The organism is Brevibacillus brevis (assembly GCF_900637055.1).
In the GTDB taxonomy this organism is placed as follows: domain Bacteria; phylum Bacillota; class Bacilli; order Brevibacillales; family Brevibacillaceae; genus Brevibacillus; species Brevibacillus brevis.
Genome location: NZ_LR134338.1, coordinates 2,776,382 through 2,791,670 on the forward strand (window position 1 = coordinate 2,776,382; position 15,289 = coordinate 2,791,670).

The 15,289-nt window shown below is 45.5% G+C and carries 21 protein-coding genes; 12 read left to right on the forward strand and 9 right to left on the reverse strand.

What is annotated here, in order from left to right; genetic code table 11:
- Positions 1 to 10 precede the first annotated feature (10 nt).
- The 5 genes from EL268_RS13730 to EL268_RS13750 are packed head-to-tail and all read left to right on the forward strand — an operon-like array spanning position 11 to position 3,624.
- On the forward strand, positions 11 to 799 hold the full coding sequence (locus EL268_RS13730; protein WP_017249035.1) for a DUF4311 domain-containing protein: 789 nt from the start codon (positions 11 to 13) through the stop codon (positions 797 to 799).
- The gene (locus EL268_RS13735; RefSeq protein WP_106656406.1) at positions 799 to 1,449 is read left to right on the forward strand and encodes a DUF4310 family protein; all 651 of its coding nucleotides are present in this window, start codon (positions 799 to 801) and stop codon (positions 1,447 to 1,449) included. Before EL268_RS13730 ends, EL268_RS13735 begins: the two co-directional genes overlap by 1 nt.
- Positions 1,450 to 1,489: 40 nt before the next feature.
- On the forward strand, positions 1,490 to 2,605 hold the full coding sequence (locus EL268_RS13740; RefSeq protein WP_106656405.1) for a DgaE family pyridoxal phosphate-dependent ammonia lyase: 1,116 nt from the start codon (positions 1,490 to 1,492) through the stop codon (positions 2,603 to 2,605).
- Between the two features lie 5 nt (positions 2,606 to 2,610).
- Entirely contained in the window at positions 2,611 to 3,333 is a 723-nt protein-coding gene (locus EL268_RS13745) for a KDGP aldolase (protein ID WP_106656404.1), read from the forward strand.
- A 33-nt stretch (positions 3,334 to 3,366) separates the two neighbouring features.
- Positions 3,367 to 3,624: an HPr family phosphocarrier protein gene (locus EL268_RS13750; protein ID WP_106656403.1), complete on the forward strand. Its 258-nt coding sequence runs from the start codon at positions 3,367 to 3,369 to the stop codon at positions 3,622 to 3,624.
- Between the two features lie 87 nt (positions 3,625 to 3,711).
- Here the strand turns inward: EL268_RS13750 and EL268_RS13755 are convergent, their stop codons facing one another.
- The 3 genes from EL268_RS13755 to EL268_RS33305 all read right to left on the reverse strand — a co-directional run bounded on the left by EL268_RS13755 (position 3,712) and on the right by EL268_RS33305 (position 5,669).
- Positions 3,712 to 4,419: a DUF4386 domain-containing protein gene (locus EL268_RS13755; protein WP_106656402.1), complete on the reverse strand. Its 708-nt coding sequence runs from the start codon at positions 4,417 to 4,419 to the stop codon at positions 3,712 to 3,714.
- Positions 4,420 to 4,714: 295 nt separating this feature from the next.
- Positions 4,715 to 5,251 carry a WYL domain-containing protein gene (locus EL268_RS33300; RefSeq protein WP_232030411.1) on the reverse strand — a complete coding sequence of 179 codons (537 nt, stop codon included), beginning with the start codon at positions 5,249 to 5,251 and terminating at the stop codon, positions 4,715 to 4,717.
- Positions 5,252 to 5,390: 139 nt separating this feature from the next.
- Positions 5,391 to 5,669, reverse strand: a complete 279-nt coding sequence (locus EL268_RS33305) for a helix-turn-helix transcriptional regulator (protein WP_232030413.1) — start codon at positions 5,667 to 5,669, stop codon at positions 5,391 to 5,393.
- 185 nt (positions 5,670 to 5,854) lie between these two features.
- On the opposite strand from EL268_RS33305, the gene EL268_RS13765 reads away from it, so the two are divergent.
- The gene (locus EL268_RS13765) at positions 5,855 to 6,745 is read left to right on the forward strand and encodes a quinone oxidoreductase family protein (RefSeq protein ID WP_232030415.1); all 891 of its coding nucleotides are present in this window, start codon (positions 5,855 to 5,857) and stop codon (positions 6,743 to 6,745) included.
- Positions 6,746 to 6,940: 195 nt separating this feature from the next.
- Here EL268_RS13765 and EL268_RS13770 read toward each other — a convergent pair whose 3' ends face one another.
- The gene (locus EL268_RS13770) at positions 6,941 to 7,285 is read right to left on the reverse strand and encodes a YkgJ family cysteine cluster protein (protein WP_106656400.1); all 345 of its coding nucleotides are present in this window, start codon (positions 7,283 to 7,285) and stop codon (positions 6,941 to 6,943) included.
- A 176-nt stretch (positions 7,286 to 7,461) separates the two neighbouring features.
- On the opposite strand from EL268_RS13770, the gene EL268_RS13775 reads away from it, so the two are divergent.
- Both EL268_RS13775 and EL268_RS13780 read left to right on the forward strand, forming a co-directional pair.
- Complete coding sequence (locus tag EL268_RS13775; protein WP_106656399.1) at positions 7,462 to 8,175, forward strand: Crp/Fnr family transcriptional regulator; 714 nt, start codon at positions 7,462 to 7,464, stop codon at positions 8,173 to 8,175.
- 121 nt (positions 8,176 to 8,296) lie between these two features.
- Entirely contained in the window at positions 8,297 to 9,307 is a 1,011-nt protein-coding gene (locus EL268_RS13780; protein WP_106656398.1) for a Gfo/Idh/MocA family protein, read from the forward strand.
- Positions 9,308 to 9,354: 47 nt separating this feature from the next.
- Here EL268_RS13780 and EL268_RS13785 read toward each other — a convergent pair whose 3' ends face one another.
- Positions 9,355 to 9,852, reverse strand: a complete 498-nt coding sequence (locus EL268_RS13785) for a GNAT family N-acetyltransferase (RefSeq protein ID WP_106656397.1) — start codon at positions 9,850 to 9,852, stop codon at positions 9,355 to 9,357.
- 172 nt (positions 9,853 to 10,024) lie between these two features.
- Entirely contained in the window at positions 10,025 to 10,699 is a 675-nt protein-coding gene (locus tag EL268_RS13790) for an O-methyltransferase (RefSeq protein ID WP_106656396.1), read from the reverse strand.
- Positions 10,700 to 11,313: 614 nt separating this feature from the next.
- Here EL268_RS13790 and EL268_RS13795 point away from each other — a divergent pair.
- Positions 11,314 to 11,766: a YhcN/YlaJ family sporulation lipoprotein gene (locus tag EL268_RS13795; RefSeq protein WP_106656395.1), complete on the forward strand. Its 453-nt coding sequence runs from the start codon at positions 11,314 to 11,316 to the stop codon at positions 11,764 to 11,766.
- Between the two features lie 133 nt (positions 11,767 to 11,899).
- On the opposite strand, the gene EL268_RS13800 is transcribed toward EL268_RS13795, so the two are convergent.
- Positions 11,900 to 12,136 (reverse strand): hypothetical protein, encoded by a 237-nt coding sequence (locus EL268_RS13800; RefSeq protein ID WP_106656394.1) that lies wholly within the window; start codon positions 12,134 to 12,136, stop codon positions 11,900 to 11,902.
- A gap of 178 nt (positions 12,137 to 12,314) precedes the next feature.
- Between EL268_RS13800 and EL268_RS13805 the strand changes: the two genes are divergently transcribed.
- Positions 12,315 to 13,289 (forward strand): bile acid:sodium symporter family protein, encoded by a 975-nt coding sequence (locus EL268_RS13805; protein ID WP_106656393.1) that lies wholly within the window; start codon positions 12,315 to 12,317, stop codon positions 13,287 to 13,289.
- A 298-nt stretch (positions 13,290 to 13,587) separates the two neighbouring features.
- On the forward strand, positions 13,588 to 13,839 hold the full coding sequence (locus EL268_RS13810; protein WP_106656392.1) for a YolD-like family protein: 252 nt from the start codon (positions 13,588 to 13,590) through the stop codon (positions 13,837 to 13,839).
- Positions 13,840 to 14,061: 222 nt separating this feature from the next.
- On the opposite strand, the gene EL268_RS13815 is transcribed toward EL268_RS13810, so the two are convergent.
- Positions 14,062 to 14,289: a hypothetical protein gene (locus tag EL268_RS13815; RefSeq protein WP_106656391.1), complete on the reverse strand. Its 228-nt coding sequence runs from the start codon at positions 14,287 to 14,289 to the stop codon at positions 14,062 to 14,064.
- A 184-nt stretch (positions 14,290 to 14,473) separates the two neighbouring features.
- On the opposite strand from EL268_RS13815, the gene EL268_RS13820 reads away from it, so the two are divergent.
- Complete coding sequence (locus EL268_RS13820; RefSeq protein WP_106656390.1) at positions 14,474 to 15,034, forward strand: GNAT family N-acetyltransferase; 561 nt, start codon at positions 14,474 to 14,476, stop codon at positions 15,032 to 15,034.
- A 60-nt stretch (positions 15,035 to 15,094) separates the two neighbouring features.
- On the opposite strand, the gene EL268_RS13825 is transcribed toward EL268_RS13820, so the two are convergent.
- Positions 15,095 to 15,280, reverse strand: a complete 186-nt coding sequence (locus tag EL268_RS13825; RefSeq protein WP_083994995.1) for a hypothetical protein — start codon at positions 15,278 to 15,280, stop codon at positions 15,095 to 15,097.
- Positions 15,281 to 15,289 lie beyond the last annotated feature (9 nt).

Sequence of the window (15,289 nt, forward strand, 5' to 3'; positions counted from 1 at the left end):
GGGTAGATTCATGGTTACTTTGATGATTGTGTTGAAGTCGATCGTCATCGGAGCATTGGTCGGCTTCGGTGTTGGTGCGGGAGCGGCGAGGATGTTCCATGCACCGAATGTCCAAGGGATGGGAGCATTCCGGACTTTTGGAGAGTTGAACGCATGTGCAGGCGATCCCATTTCCCACTTTTCATTTGGACTTGGCTTTTTGTTTAACTCATGGGCGTCTGTTGTCGGTGCGGGTGCGTTGACACAAGATGTGGATCATCGCGTCATCCCGAACTGGGCGGCGGCCGTGCTGCTCTGGCGAAACAAGAATGTCGCAGAGACATTGCACAATCCGAAGCAAATGGCTATTGCTGGAGCAGCGGTTGGTGTGGTTGTCGTCACCCTGCTGAACTCAACCGCGACGGCAATTCCTGAGTCGATGCAGCTGGTGGCGACGAAGGTACTGGTGCCGGCTGCGAACTGGTTGATCAATCCGATCATGCCGATTGTGTTCTGGATGGCTGCGATGGATGCAGGCAAGCGGACAGGGATTTGGGGAACGGTCTTGGGCGGTTTGTCGCACTTGGTCATGGGGAATGCGGTACCTGGAATCGTCTTGGGTATTTTGATCGGTAAAGGCCTGGATGACAGTGGTTGGAACAAAATTACGAAATCCATGTTTATTGCAGTCATTCTCTTGTTTGTATTCAGTGGGTTCTTCCGTGGTTTTGATGTCGCGCTCTTGAAGAGTATGTACGTGGAAATTCCACAGTGGTTGATTGAGCTTCATGAAACATTCGGATCGGTGGTGAAAAAGTAATGGGTGAATTGCAGGCAAAAGGGTTTTGGTATTCAGAATGGGCATTTCCCCTTTTTGTGGCGTGCTTGTCTTCAGGAATTTTTGCGGGTACCCATCTTTACTATGTGTATCATGTCGGTGCCTTTAACGATATCGCCATCGTTGCGATGCTGGAGGCGGGGATCAAGGGTGGCGGATACGGTGCGGCTGCTGCGTTTGGTGCGAGCTTTCTGTTCGCCCGCGTTTTGGAGGGACCGCTGGTTGGGATTCTCGATATTGGCGGCTCGTTGCAAACAGGTATCGGGATTGGCGTTCCCGCATTGATGTTGGGAGCAGGCTTTACAGCTCCGTTGACTTCTTTTCCTTTGGCGCTGGAAACAGGTGCATTCTTAGGCCTCGTCATTGGTACCGTCATTATTTTGATTCGGAAGTACACGATCAACGCATCGAACTCTACCTTTGGTGCGGATGTCATGATGGGAGCTGGAAATGCAGCAGGTCGTTACTTAGGTCCATTGATTGTCATTTCTGCGATTATGGCTTCGATTCCAGTTGGACTCGGCGCAACAGCAGGTGCAGCGATTTTCTACTATTACAATAAACCGATTGCGGGTGGTGCGATTATCGGCGCCATGATCCTCGGCGCCATTTTCCCGATCCCGACACAATGAGGCTGGAGAGAAGAGTTTTCATAGGAAGGAAGGGCAAACCATGGGAATCTATCAGCAGCTAGGGCTGAAGCAAGTCATTAACGCAAGCGGTAAGATGACGGCACTGGGTGCAAGTGCCGTCCATCCTTCTATCGCACAGGCCATGGGAGAAGCCGCCATGGATTATGTAGAAATCAGTGAGCTGATGATTGTGGCAGGTCGTCATATCGCAGAGGCGACCGGTGCAGAAGACGGTTGTCCTACTTCAGGAGCAGCTGCTGGTATTGCCATTAGTGTAGCGGCAGTCATAGCTGGTTGCCATCTGAGTTTGATCGAGCGGCTTCCTTACTCCGAAGGGTTGAATAACAAGATTATCATCCAAAAAGGACACGCGGTGCACTTTGGCGCTTCCGTTCAACAGATGATTGCACTGGGTGGTGGGAAAGTCGTAGAGGTCGGTCATGCGAATCACGTAGAAGAAGACCATTTGCGAGAAGCGATTGATGATCATACAGCAGCGCTGCTGTATGTCAAATCACACCATGCGATTCAAAAAGGGATGCAGTCGCTAGACAAGATGATTCAAATTGGTCTTGAGTTTGGACTCCCGGTAATTGTTGACGCAGCCGCGGAGGAGGACCTACGGCGCTATGTAGCGTTGGGTGCCGATCTGGTCATCTACAGTGGCGGAAAAGCAATCGGTGGACCAACGTCTGGTTTTATCACAGGCCGTGCCGATCTGGTGGCCGCATGTCGCGCGCAATACAAAGGCGTCGGTCGTGCCATGAAGGTAGGAAAGGAAGCGATTGCAGGCTTGCTTGCAGCGCTTGGACAGTACGACCCGGAAAAGCAAAATGTTCCCGAGCAGAAGAGGCGAGTGGAGTGGCTGGCAGGAGAACTGAACAGCTTGCCCGGTGTGAAAGCAGTGATCGCACAAGATGAGGCGGGCCGGGCGATCTATCGTGTGCAAGTTCAGCTTGACGAACGAGTGTCGGGAATGACGGCTCGGGAACTTACACGCCAACTGGAGCAAGGAAATCCAGCTATTTTTACCCGCAACCATTATGTGAATACGGGAGTAATTGCCTTTGATCCACGACCGTTTCACGAAGGGCAAGAACATATCATTGCAGCGCGAATGAAGGAACTGCTGCAAAAAACGGGAGAAGGAGAATAACAAAAGTGGGGACACCGAAAATTCGTTTAAACGTTTTGGCAAGGGATGTAGAAAACGCAAAACAAATATGTTCCGTCGCTGATGGCCGCGCTCTGATCGGGATCTTGGTCAAAGGATTTGCGACTGTAGAAGCAGCGATAACCGCTGTTGAACAATATCAGCAAGCAGGTGTACCCGTGTCTGTAGGGCTGGGCGCAGGTGATCCTACGCAATGGAAAAAGGTCGCAGAAGTCGCGGTGCAGACACAACCGGATCACGTTAATCAGGTATTTCCGGCAGCAGGCTATACACTCGGGGGGCTACAGGCAGTCGGCAACACACATACCATCGTGAATGCATTGATTGCCCCCGGCGGACAATCAGGAAAAGTTCATGTCACCACGGGACCAATGAGCAACAAAGTGTCAGAACTACTCTCTTGCGATGCAGCCGCCGCGATGCTGGCAGAGATTGGCGTACACTCGGTCAAATTTTATCCAGTAGACGGGCTGGAAAGGCTAAACGAAATCAAAGCGATGGCAGAAGCAGCCGTACGTTACGGGATTCCCGTTTTTGAGCCGACTGGCGGGATCGATGCAGCTTCGATTCGTCCGATTGTGGAGGTATGCCTCGCAGCAGGTGCAAAGCAGGTTATTCCGCACATTTATACTTCCATCGTCGACAAGGAAACGGGATTGACTCGCGTGGATCAGGTAGAAGAACTGCTGACTGCTATAGAAGGCCTGTAGGTATATTACAAGAAAGGGATAGGAGTGAATCAAATGAGAGAGAGACAGGTCATCGTCCAGCTGGCACAGGGATTACACGCGCGTCCGGCTACTTTGTTTGTGAAAGTGGCAGCCTCTTTTTCCAGTGAAATCGGATTGAACAAGGATGAGAAGAAGGTGAATGCCAAGAGTATTATCGGCGTCATGTCCCTTGCAGTTTCAAAAGGACAATCGGTCGTATTGACTGCGGATGGTGCAGACGCCGAACAGGCGTTGGATGCGTTGGAGAACGTTTTGATAAGTGTGGAGTAAAGGGATGCGTGAATGCGTGTAAAAGAAAAAGGGATGTCTCAAGTAAACAGTCTTGAGGCATCCCTTTGAAATGAGACGTTTCGCTCTTTAGCCTTTTTTCTGCCATTTCAATTCATAGTCCGTTGGGTTGAATCCCTTCATGATTAGCCATACAGCCAAAACCAATTGTTGAAAGGCTATTAGAATGTTCAACATCATGTAGGTTGCATCCAAACCGATGAAGCGAATCATAAATAACAAGCTTGCCAATATGGACAATGTAGACCCAATAAGACCCCAGCCTGCCAACCAACGTGGAACTAATCTTGTTTGGTAAAATATGTGATTGAACAAGAGCATCGCCAAAACAAATGCCAGTGTCGTTGCCACATGGTTTACCAAATCACGTCCTTCCCGCAACAAGCCACCCAGGGTCTGAAAATAAGATACATGCAAAGTTCCAGCTTTTGCAAATTCGTGGCTTACTGACAAAAGCAACAAAAGAATGATTACACCAATCATAATGAACACACCCGCAATGATGCCAAAAGCAACAGATCCAAGAGCTAAACCTTTATGATGCTTACTTAAAATCGGATACATTAATATAGGAATACCAACATATGCAACAATCATTAGCAACTGGAAAAACGCTCCTAGTAGTACCTGGTTTTCATTTGTAGAAGCCCTGACAAGGTAGTCTGCTCCATCTATAACAGGAACAACACTTAATATACCTGTAACCAACCCGACTATTAATAACACCCCAGTCATTACTGCTGACCCTCTACCTACATTTGTACTCTTCCTCTGCATAATTAGCCTCCTTCTCATACACTACCTATGGCGGATGAAGTGATGCTGCCTTCCTCGGCATTTTTTATCGCGTATGAAGTGTAGAGGGTTGCTGAACGAACGGGAACGATCGTTCAATGAGGCAAAGGCAGTCTATAACATGATTATTCAGTTGAGATCCATGATTTGCTTCATTCTGACGTTGCGTCTAAAACTAATTTTCGGATGATCCTATCAATTATTGAAAATCTATTGGTTCTTCTGCTTATTTACCACAAACATACTCTGTCCAACTAGGCAGTGTCCCTATCACTATTTATGGTTTGTCAGTATGATTCATTACTGTGTAATGTTGTAGAAGTTTTTGGGATAGTATGATGATACGATTCACGATCCTCTCTGGCTCTAATACTTTAGCTTCAGTACCTAACCGGAAAAAGTACTGGGAGACGAATTCGATTTCCTTGTGATCAATAACGGTGTCTATATAACCGAAATCCTCATTCTGCATGACGATATGTGGTTCCAGCCAAGGCTGGCTTCGGCACTGACGAAGTCCTTCTCTGGATAGCTCAACGTAAAGCCGTATGGGTGTAACTGGTTCTAGTTCGGTATGGCTAAGCAGCCAATCGTGAAGTGTGATCCTGGGAACAAATGTCCGCTCTACCTTGTTAAGTGTTACAATTCGGTCCGTACGAAACAGTTTCACCTCGTTGGTGTCCATAACGATGGCAGGCATATACCAAAAGCCATCATAGGCGTAGACGCCAATTGGAGCTACTTCCCTCAAAGAAGTACCGTCTTTTGACATATATTTGATTTGAACGACTTGTTGCTCAGTGGCCGCTTCCACGACTTCTTTCAGATTTTTAGACGGGATGCTTCTCTTTTTGTTCCAAAATGAAAAAACCTCGTCGAGGCGATCGATCTTCTTTCTCGTATCGATGGGGAGGCTTGTATAAAGTTTCTTCGATACCGAGTCGATGTCAATCTCAAATGTAATATTTCAGCGATTGAAATGAGAAGAAGATGGAAAATGCTTCGTTCTCGTTTAGTAGAATGGGAGGTAATATCCGATTGTCCAATACGCGATAACCACCGCTGCGGCCAGGTTCTGTATAGAGCGGAACGCCCATCTCACTTAATTCAGTCAGATACCGATGAGCCGTCCGTACGGAAACATTGAATTCATGAGCCACATCTTGAGCCGTAAAACGGCGACTGGCATTCACATACATAATAAGGTCGAACAGCAGCTTGGCTTTGGACATCACTGATGCACTCCTTCTCTATTAACCATGACAACTATTGACATGTTAATATGATAGATTCATGGATGCAAGATAACATGTGTTGATTTGAGGAGGTAAGCATGAATAAGATTCCAGATAAGATGAAGGCTGTAGTGCTGAATAGATTTGGGGGTCCGGAAGAATTACGGCTGCAGGAGGTCGATATGCCTAAAATTGGTCCGGACGACGTGTTGATTCGATTAGCATATGCCGGTGTGGGAGAATGGGACGCATTCGAACGGCAAGGCGGATACGCGGAAATGCTGAGTTTGAATCCGCAATTCCCTTACATTCTCGGTTCTGAAGGATCCGGCACGGTTGTTGCACGGGGGGAGAAAGTTTCAAATGTTAACTTGGGAGATCTGGTCTATGCACCTGGGTTTCTAAATCCGAAAGGCGGCTTCTATGCAGAGTACGCAGCTGTTGAATCCCAATATGTGTCCCGTATTCCAGAGGGATTAACCAGGCAGGAAGCAGCGGTCATATCCGGAGTCGGTATTACCGCACTACGCGGACTGGAAGATGTACTGAATCTTCAACAAGCAGAATCTGTTATGATTTTCGGCGCAAGCGGAGGGGTAGGTCATATGGCGGTCCAGCTCGCGAAAAGCCTGGGAGCCCGTGTATTTGCGATTGCGTCAGGTGAAGACGGTGTTGCCATGGTAAAAAAGCTTGGCTGCGATGCGGTCGTGAATGGTAAAGCGGGGGATATCCTTTCGATGGCAATGAAATTTGCCCCAGATGGATTCGACGCGGCTCTGTTCACCGCAGCAGGAGAGGCCGCAAATCATGCAATTGGCTGTATCCGTGCTGGAGGACGCGTCGCATACCCTCATGGGATACGCCCTGAATTACGGACATCCTCAGGAATCAGAATAGAAGGATATAACGGCGAACCAGATCCTGAAATCATTGGCAGGCTTCAGCGTTACATCACCCGCAATCGACTATCCGTTCATATCAGCCATATCTTTGCTCTAGAAGATGCCTCTAAAGCTCATGCTACGATCAACAGCCATTACTTGGGGAAAATCTGTCTGCAACTAAATACCTAATGGAGATGCAGCGTGATGAATGCTCTCGGGTAATGATAGCTGATTAATGTTAACGAAGGCAGCCGTCCATCCATCAGCCAATACAAAGGCCCTCCAGTCGCATTACTGCGATTGGAAGGCCCTTAAAGCGCGCATTTTGTTGCCTACCTATGTGATCAGGCAAGATGTACGCGCAAATCTCTCAGCTCCATTTCTTTAAAAATGCTTCCAAGTAAAATCAATACTCAAATACCCAATCTGTTTCTCCTTAAAGGTCAGCGTTTCCTTCGTTGCCAATTCCGGTTTGCGAAAACAGACAAGGTCTGTGTGATATCCAAAAGCGCGACAAACTTCCGGTCGAGCGCTATGGATACCACACTGATCTTTTTGCATGTCGTAGAAGATACAAGTTCCGAACATTCTCGGTTGATTTTTCAGATCGTCACGGAGCTTTTTTGGAAGCGCTTTCAATTTCTTGTGTATCATTTTAAATTCCTTCTCTGTTATAGGAACAGGACCACAGCATAATCCTTTACAGCCTTGGCAAGGCAACGTTTCCATCGAATCTACAACCTCTCGTCATGTGATGTTTGCTAGAAAGAACAAAAAAGATGACCCTCGCTGATTCAGGAGATCATCTTAAGAACTACCGTGTTCAATTGTATTGGTTATTCAAAAATTCGGTAAGAAGTAAATACTGTACTTTTATTATAACACAAGTAGGAAGATTTTGACGAATGCTTTCGATAGTATGCAACCATATGCAGCTCTCCCAATTGACAAAAAAGTACGAGAAGCTGGGCAGCATGTTGACGGATGTCCCCTCTGAGATCCGTGACCGCTTTATCGTCAGGAAATTTCCCAGGCATACTGTCATTTGCAAAAAAGATGAAGTCATCCGTCATGTATATATCATCTGCGCAGGGACGATGAGGATCGTAAACGAGTTTGACAATGGCAATGTCTATGCATTTACCGATACAGAACCGTATACATGGATTGGAGATACAGAATTATTGGCGGGGGTTCACCGCTATGATTGTACAGTCGAATCGATTACAAACTGCACGACGCTCCAAATGAGTTGTGAGGACTTTCTCGCTTGTTTTGAAAGCAGTCACGTCTTTGCGAAGGTACTCGCCAGAACGATTGCCAACAAGGTTCATCATCGGTCTTCCAAGATCGGAGAAAACATTTTTTATCCGGTTCTCTATAATATGGCGTCTCTTCTAATCCAGCTTGCCCAGGAGTATGCGGTCGATAACAAGGCAGCGATTATACCCTTGAAGCGTCAACATATGGCGGAACGTTTGGGCATTAGCATCAGATCGGTCAACAGGGCAATCAAACGGTTGAAAGAGAATCATTATTTATCCATCACGAAGGGGAAAATTGTGATCGAACCGGAGCAGCTTCTGAGGCTGATACAAGCGGTAGATCAATTTAAATAAAGGTGATTACTATGAGGGACTCTTTCTTTTAAAAAGGGACAGGTGTCCTTTTTTCGTTTTATCAGCAGGGATATGATCGAAATATATCAGAGACCCTACTGAATGAAAGGGAGAGAAAATAGTGAGCAATTCAAAACTGTGTTTTATCGGAGCCGGCTTTCATGCGACAACCAATATCATTCCATCGGCCGTGGAAGCGGGGGCGGTCATCCAGGCAATTGCTACTCGCAGTATGGAACGGTCGAAAGCTGCCCTCCAGCGATTCGGAAGCAGGGGGACAGCGTACGACGACTATAAAATCATGCTCCAACAGGAACATTGCGATGGAGTGGTAATCGTAGCCCAGCCACATGATCAATTTTCTTTGGCGCTGGATTGCGTTCGTGCATGCAAAAATGTGTACGTGGACAAGCCGTTGGGATGGAATGCAAAAGAAGCGGCTCAGATCGCAGATGCAGCCGATCAAGCCGGAGTTGTGCTGATGGTGGGGTTTATGAAACGCTTTGCGCCTTGCTACATGAAAGTAAAAGAATGGATTTCAGAGGGGACACTGGGAGAGGTGCGCTCTTTTCAATTGACATTCGCTGTTGACAGCACGCCATTTTGTACGAACGAGGAAGAGTTCATGAAGCTTGTCGCCATTCACATGGTTGATTTGATGCGGTACTTGTTCGGTGAAGTATCGCAAGTCGCCGGGTTTAGCAATAACGATAACCGAAGGATTGCGAACAGTCTCACCTTGCAATTTGAAAATGGGGTTGTCGGGAGTGTTTATTTTGCGGGAATGAGTGCATGGTCAAAGGAAAGCGAAAGTTTGCTCGTTACATTTGACCACGGATATATGCGGGCGAATGATATCGAAACGGTCACGATTCATCAATCGTTGCCAACGGATGCTGCATCATGGAAATCATTGACGGAGCAAGTTACTGTTTTCAGCCCTTCCATCTCCACCATGTCAGGAGGGGTGAAAGATCTGTATTTGCGGGGCTTTGTAGGGGAAATGGCGCATTTTATGAAGTGCTGTACAGAGGGTGTGACTCCGCAGTCGAGCGGACGCGACAATGTAGCTACCATGTTGCTCTGTGACCGAATCTTGCATGTAGGATGTCTTTTTCGAATTCAAAAATAATCGCTGCATAAAAAGAGGAGAAGCGCTCACGGTAAGCGCTTCTAACCTCATAGGCATGTGTGTTTGACCAGAATGAGTTCTTCCACTTCTTCGCCGCGTGCTTCCGAAAATGCCTGATCGACACCGAAAGGCTGAAAACCGTTTTTTTCTAACACACGAATGGATGCGATGTTGTCATGGGCGACACGCGCATATACAGGACGTGTTCGGAGTTCCTCTAAAAAGAGAGAAAGTGCATTTGTCGCGATACCTTTGCCCCAAAAGCTTTTGTCAATCCAGTATCCAATCGTAGGCAAGCCAAACAGCTCAAAGCACGAAACATTACCGACAATTTGCCCATTCATGACAATGGTTCTTTTCACAATCGAATCATTGTTCAAAATTCTTGTCCAATGAGCGGTGAATCCATCTCTATCTTCAGGGTTCTTGACAGTAAAGGCCGCCATCCTATGAGCGGATTTGTCCAATTGCTGAGTGAAAAATACAGGGAGATCTGCCTCTGTTACTTCTCGTAAATCAAGGAACTGATCACGCAATGGCTCCAAGGAAAAGCACCTCCAAAAAAGTTAGCTATTCTCTCTTCACCAACACTTTGATAATCAACGACAGTACCGTGAGAACCAAAATGACATTAGCGATGAGCATAAAGCTAGGTAAACAAAGCGTAAACAAGATGTACACACTCCTACTCGTTACAACCTTTGAAAGTGAAAAAGACTAGTTCTCCCCGGTGACAAGCATGATCGCAAAGCCATCATAGCCCTTGCTGCCAACTGTCTGTACAACGGTTCCACTGACACGTTGCTCTTCCGCTACCATGTCGGTGAATTGACGTACACCGACAATATTGGGATCTGTGCTTGTTTCGTCCACGACTTGACCACTTCGTACAACATTATCCGTGATAATTACAGTACCTTTGCGCGAGAGCTTCAATGCCCATTGAAAATAGTCGGGGTTTCCTTTTTTATCTGCATCGATAAAAATAAAATCAAAAGGACCCTGATTTTCTTTGTAAAGTTGGATGAGAGAATCAAGGGCAAGTCCGACCTTCACTTCCACGATCTGATCCAGTCCTGCGCGGGTAATGTTCGATTGTGCAACTTCTGCATGCTTCGGATCATATTCGAGAGTAATGAGACGACCGCCAGCAGGGAGTGCGCGGGCTAGCCAGATGGTACTGTATCCACCGAGAGTGCCAATTTCCAAAATCGAACGAGCGCCTTGGATCCGTGCTAACAGATGAAGAAGCTTACCTTGATTGGGTGCTACATCGATAGCTGGCAGACCTGCAGCTGCGTTCACTTGAAGAACTGTGTCTAGAACGGAATCGGCTTCCAGTAATTTATCCGTAAAATAGTGATCGACCGCTGTCCATTGCTCTCTATTCATGATCTCAACTCCTCAATATTTTACAGGGATATCATAACACGATTAGCAACTTCTGGCTGGATTTTTTGTTGCGAATCACACATTTCAGCAGAGGGTTTCTATGATGGATCATGCTTTATAGGTAAGATTTTCACCTATTACCATTATTTTCGCATAGCGTAAACGATGAGTTTTCATGATAATAGAAAAGTAATCCAAGCTAGCTAGTATAATCCAATCTTGGGGATTCTATTCCACGCGTTCGACTAAATGATGCAGTCAAAGTCGGCGCCATTTTTTTATTCCATCTATAGGTAAATGTACCTATTATTGTTCGTTGTCAACAGAAGTGAAGTCCTATATGCTTACATTATTCACGTATGACATATGCGTACTACCCCGTACGCCCCAACCACTTTCTGTTGGTTGGGATTTTTTTTGCTCGCATTCACTATCCAGTTATCTCCTATCGCGTTTCGATGCGATTTTTTATATCCTTGTACATAGGACTCGTAATGTTCTTGGGGTCCGCGGTGACTCAAATTATGCAGAGGAGTCACCGCTTTTTTCTTTACATACTTCCTCCGTTCCAGGTCAAGCTAGTAACAGGTGATTTTGGTCAGGAGGTGTTTTGTGTGCGGGCAACTTTCGTGGTGCTGACGTTGGCTTTTGCTTTGACCGTAACAGGGTGTACGAAGCAATCTGGTACAGAAACGAAGCAAAAAACGGAAGCGGAGCCGTTGTGCATGCCTGTTCCCGTCAGACATTATCAATGGGAAGAGCGAGCGAGAGCAATTACAGCTAGCGTGAAGGGCATAGACAAAATAGTGGCTGTGCAAATCGATAAAGAGCTCGATGTGGCTATTCAAGTGACGAATTTTAATCGGTTCAATCTGGAATCGATTCAAAAAGAAGTCGGAAAGAAATTAAAAGAGGCCTTCCCAGATGCCAATATTCATGTGACTGCTGATAAGCGATTGATAAAAGATTTGCAAAGACTAAGTGACGAGCCGTGGCCAACTGATGTAAAAGCCGCATGCCAGAAGAAGAAATCCTTAAAAGAAATTGAAAAGAAAATGAAGGGCTAACCTACTTCCAAAACCTCACACACTACATGCGTAGAGTGAGGTTCTTCCTATTTATATTTTGACGGAATGATTAAAATGAAAATTCTGTGATTTCCTAACGAAGAAGAACTCCCTGACTGGGAGTCTATATTGGCTAGTGGTGATCATGATCGTAATGATGCGCGCGCGCTCGATCTCGATGGAGGTCGATACCGCGTAATTCACCCTTGGCTTTTTCCACAAGTACTTGATAATCTCTTACCACTTCTGTCAAGGTAGTAACTGATTCCTTGTAGTCGGGATCATTACAGATTCCATCTATCGCTCGATGGAGGTGATACATCTTATCTTCGGTTTTTCGGATAAATTCTACCCAATCCATTCCGTTCATAAAATACCTCCTTTCCGTCATAGGCTTTACTCCCGTGCGCGAAAGTATGCAAGGTGAAATTGCGAATAAATAGCGCGTATGCAATCTAATAATGAACTTTGGTCTTGTAACGATAATCTGTTCATGATAACATACCTCACATCAATAGCATCAAAGGACGAGACTTGAGGTGTATTAGATGAACGGGTTAGCCAAACTGAATCGATCGCTTGAGAAAATCATGCCCATACTAACGCCGAGTAGTGTTGCCATTGGGGTAATAGCCGGGACAAATTTGCAGCCATTTGCTTTTTTGTCTCCTTGGGTGTTTGCCTTCATGACATTTGCCGGCAGTCTGGGCTCAGGATTTAAAGAATTTGCAAAGGTACTGACCAGACCGCTCCCTTTAATCGTCAACTTGTTGATTCTTCATGCACTTATGCCGCTGATTGCTTGGTCAATGGCTCGGTTGTTTTATCCAGATGATATCCATGTCATCACGGGCTTTTTGTTGGCTGCTTTAATTCCCACAGGGATCACGAGCTTTTTGTGGTCATCAATATATTTCGGGAACATCGCACTGACGCTATCCATTATTTTGTTGGATACGATGCTCTCCCCATTAGTTGTTCCGATGGGGATGTCCTTGTTTTTAGGGGCAACAGTCGAGATGGATTTAGCTGAACTGATGAAGGGTTTGTTTTATATGATCGTGTTGCCATCGCTTGTCGGTATGCTGCTCAATCATTTATCAAATGGGAACGTCAAAAAAACGCTGGCACCCAAATTAGCGCCATTTTCTAAGATGGGAATGGGTGTTGTCGTCGCGATCAACAGCTCGATGGTCTCGTCTTACTTTCATATGATGGACGCTAAACTGGTAGGAATGGCGGTCCTTGTACTGGTAGTAGCCATTTTGGGTTATTTGATGGGGTGGGGGATCGCAAGGCTGTTCGGATGGGAGCGTGATGTGATCGTCACGTTAACCTTCAACAGTGGAATGCGAAACATTAGTGCGGGTGCAGTTATGGCAATCACGTACTTTCCTGCGCCTGTTGCTCTTCCCGTTGTTCTCGGTATGCTTTTTCAGCAAATACTGGCTTCTACCTTCGGAAAGTTTTTGGAGCTGGTTGAGAAAAGACCGCAGCATCAACCACAGGAATTGTCTAACTAAAGCAAGAGCCGTTTTCCTAAATCAATTGGAAAACGGCTTTTTTCTTACAGATTCCTACCAAAGAACGAAGGATCTTATCAAGAAGTGATTAAAAGTCCAATTTCACAACAAATCTTGGCTGAACAAATGGGGAGACTTTTACAGAGGAAACTTTCATAAGGCTATCATGGGTTCAAATGAAGAAATTGAAAAAAGGGTTGCGAACTTATGTTCGTAATCACTATAATGTAATTACAATTTCCCACATAGGATGAGTATCTGGATAATCAAATGTTCGTAAATAGGCGGGTGGAAAAGTGTGAATAACGGCAACCTTGATGTAACGGACAAAGAAAGAGAGGCATTTATGTACATGCTGCGAGATTCGGCAAGAGAGAATTATCCCTTGAATGTGAGCTGGTGTGTGTCCTTTGAGGGGGAGCGGGGGAATACGTGCAGCATGTGGGGTGTGGTCAAATGGGTAGACCCGAAGGCGAGACGTGTTCAATTAGCAAACCAAAAGGGCAGTCAATGGATCGATATGGAGAAGATTACCAATGTACATGCATAGGTGTGCGTATAGAACCCTTACGTGAAAATGGACTCATCGCTAGGGTTCTTTCCTTTCCGCACAAAGACGAGAGTATATATGTAACAAAACCTAACATAAAACACAGGAAATTCGAAAGTTTGTTTGACATTTGCTTTTTACATGTTAGAATATATTACATAGCATGCATTCTCTCCACTTCCTATTTTGACCCAGTCATTGGGTCCTTTTTTTTGCCTATGTTCATTTCTTCGGATAAGGCTTGCCATCCTCTTGAAATAACTTGCTCACCATTCCGTAGAGACGACCTGACATGTCAGGAAAAACAAAGGAGTATTCATTCGCTCCTTGATTCAGCAAGACGATCGGTGCTTCCACGATGTAGGGGATTTTCATTAGATCGAGCATCTTCTTATATTCCTCTACCTTGGAATGATCGACCGTATAATAAAATGATTTGGAAAAATTCATGCGAGCACGCTCCTTTTCCTTATTGTAGCATATCTACAGTCAGTCGTATAAATAGACATAATAAATGTTATGTAAACAAAATGATTTCCTCTCTCTAGTTATGAAGAGAGAAGAGAGAAGATTCACAAAGACTTCTACCTATGTTAGAATGAAAGGCCAAAATTTTACCAATAGGAGAAAAATGATGATAATCAGCCAACAACTACTTTCTGTGAATGGGTTATCCTACACGATTCGCTCTGCAATGAAAACAGATGCACAACAGTTGTCGGACCTGCGACTGCAAATCGATGGGGAGACTGAAAATTTGGACAGAGAAAGAGGAGAGGCTTTCATCGATGTGCAAGGATTCGAACAGATCATCAATACGGATGCAGAAAGTCCAAGAAACTTGTTTTTAGTTGCTGTTGTACAGGATCGGATTGTCGGGTTTTCCAGATGTGCAGGTGTTTACTTAAACAGATTTGCCCACAAAGTAGAGTTTGGTGTATGCGTCCTACAAGAGTTCTGGGGTTACGGCATTGGGAAAAATCTCTTGCAAGAATCGGTTGCCTGGGCAGACGCCAACCACATTACCAAAATGACGTTGAATGTAATGGAAACGAATGAGAAGGCAATTGAGCTGTACAAACGGTTTGGCTTTGAAATCGAAGGGGTACTCAAAAACGACAAGGTTCTTTCCGATGGCAATTACTACAACACCGTTATTATGGGAAGATTCAAAAATGACCGGAGAGCGACATGATGAAAAAACTCCGCTAGCGTTAGCGGAGTTTTGTTGTCTGACCATTTGTTAAACAGTTGTTTAACTGCTGAAGAAGCTACGGCTGGAGTGCTTTCTTTTATAATGGGAGCTGCCGTAATGGGAATGTCCGTACCGATTGCTAGAGCTGTATTTTCTGCGATGCTTGTAATCGCTGCTGCTGTATTTCCGGTACTTGTGCGAAGATGAGTGATTACCGAGTAAATTTTTCAAAAGCTTCTTGAGCATATCAATCAC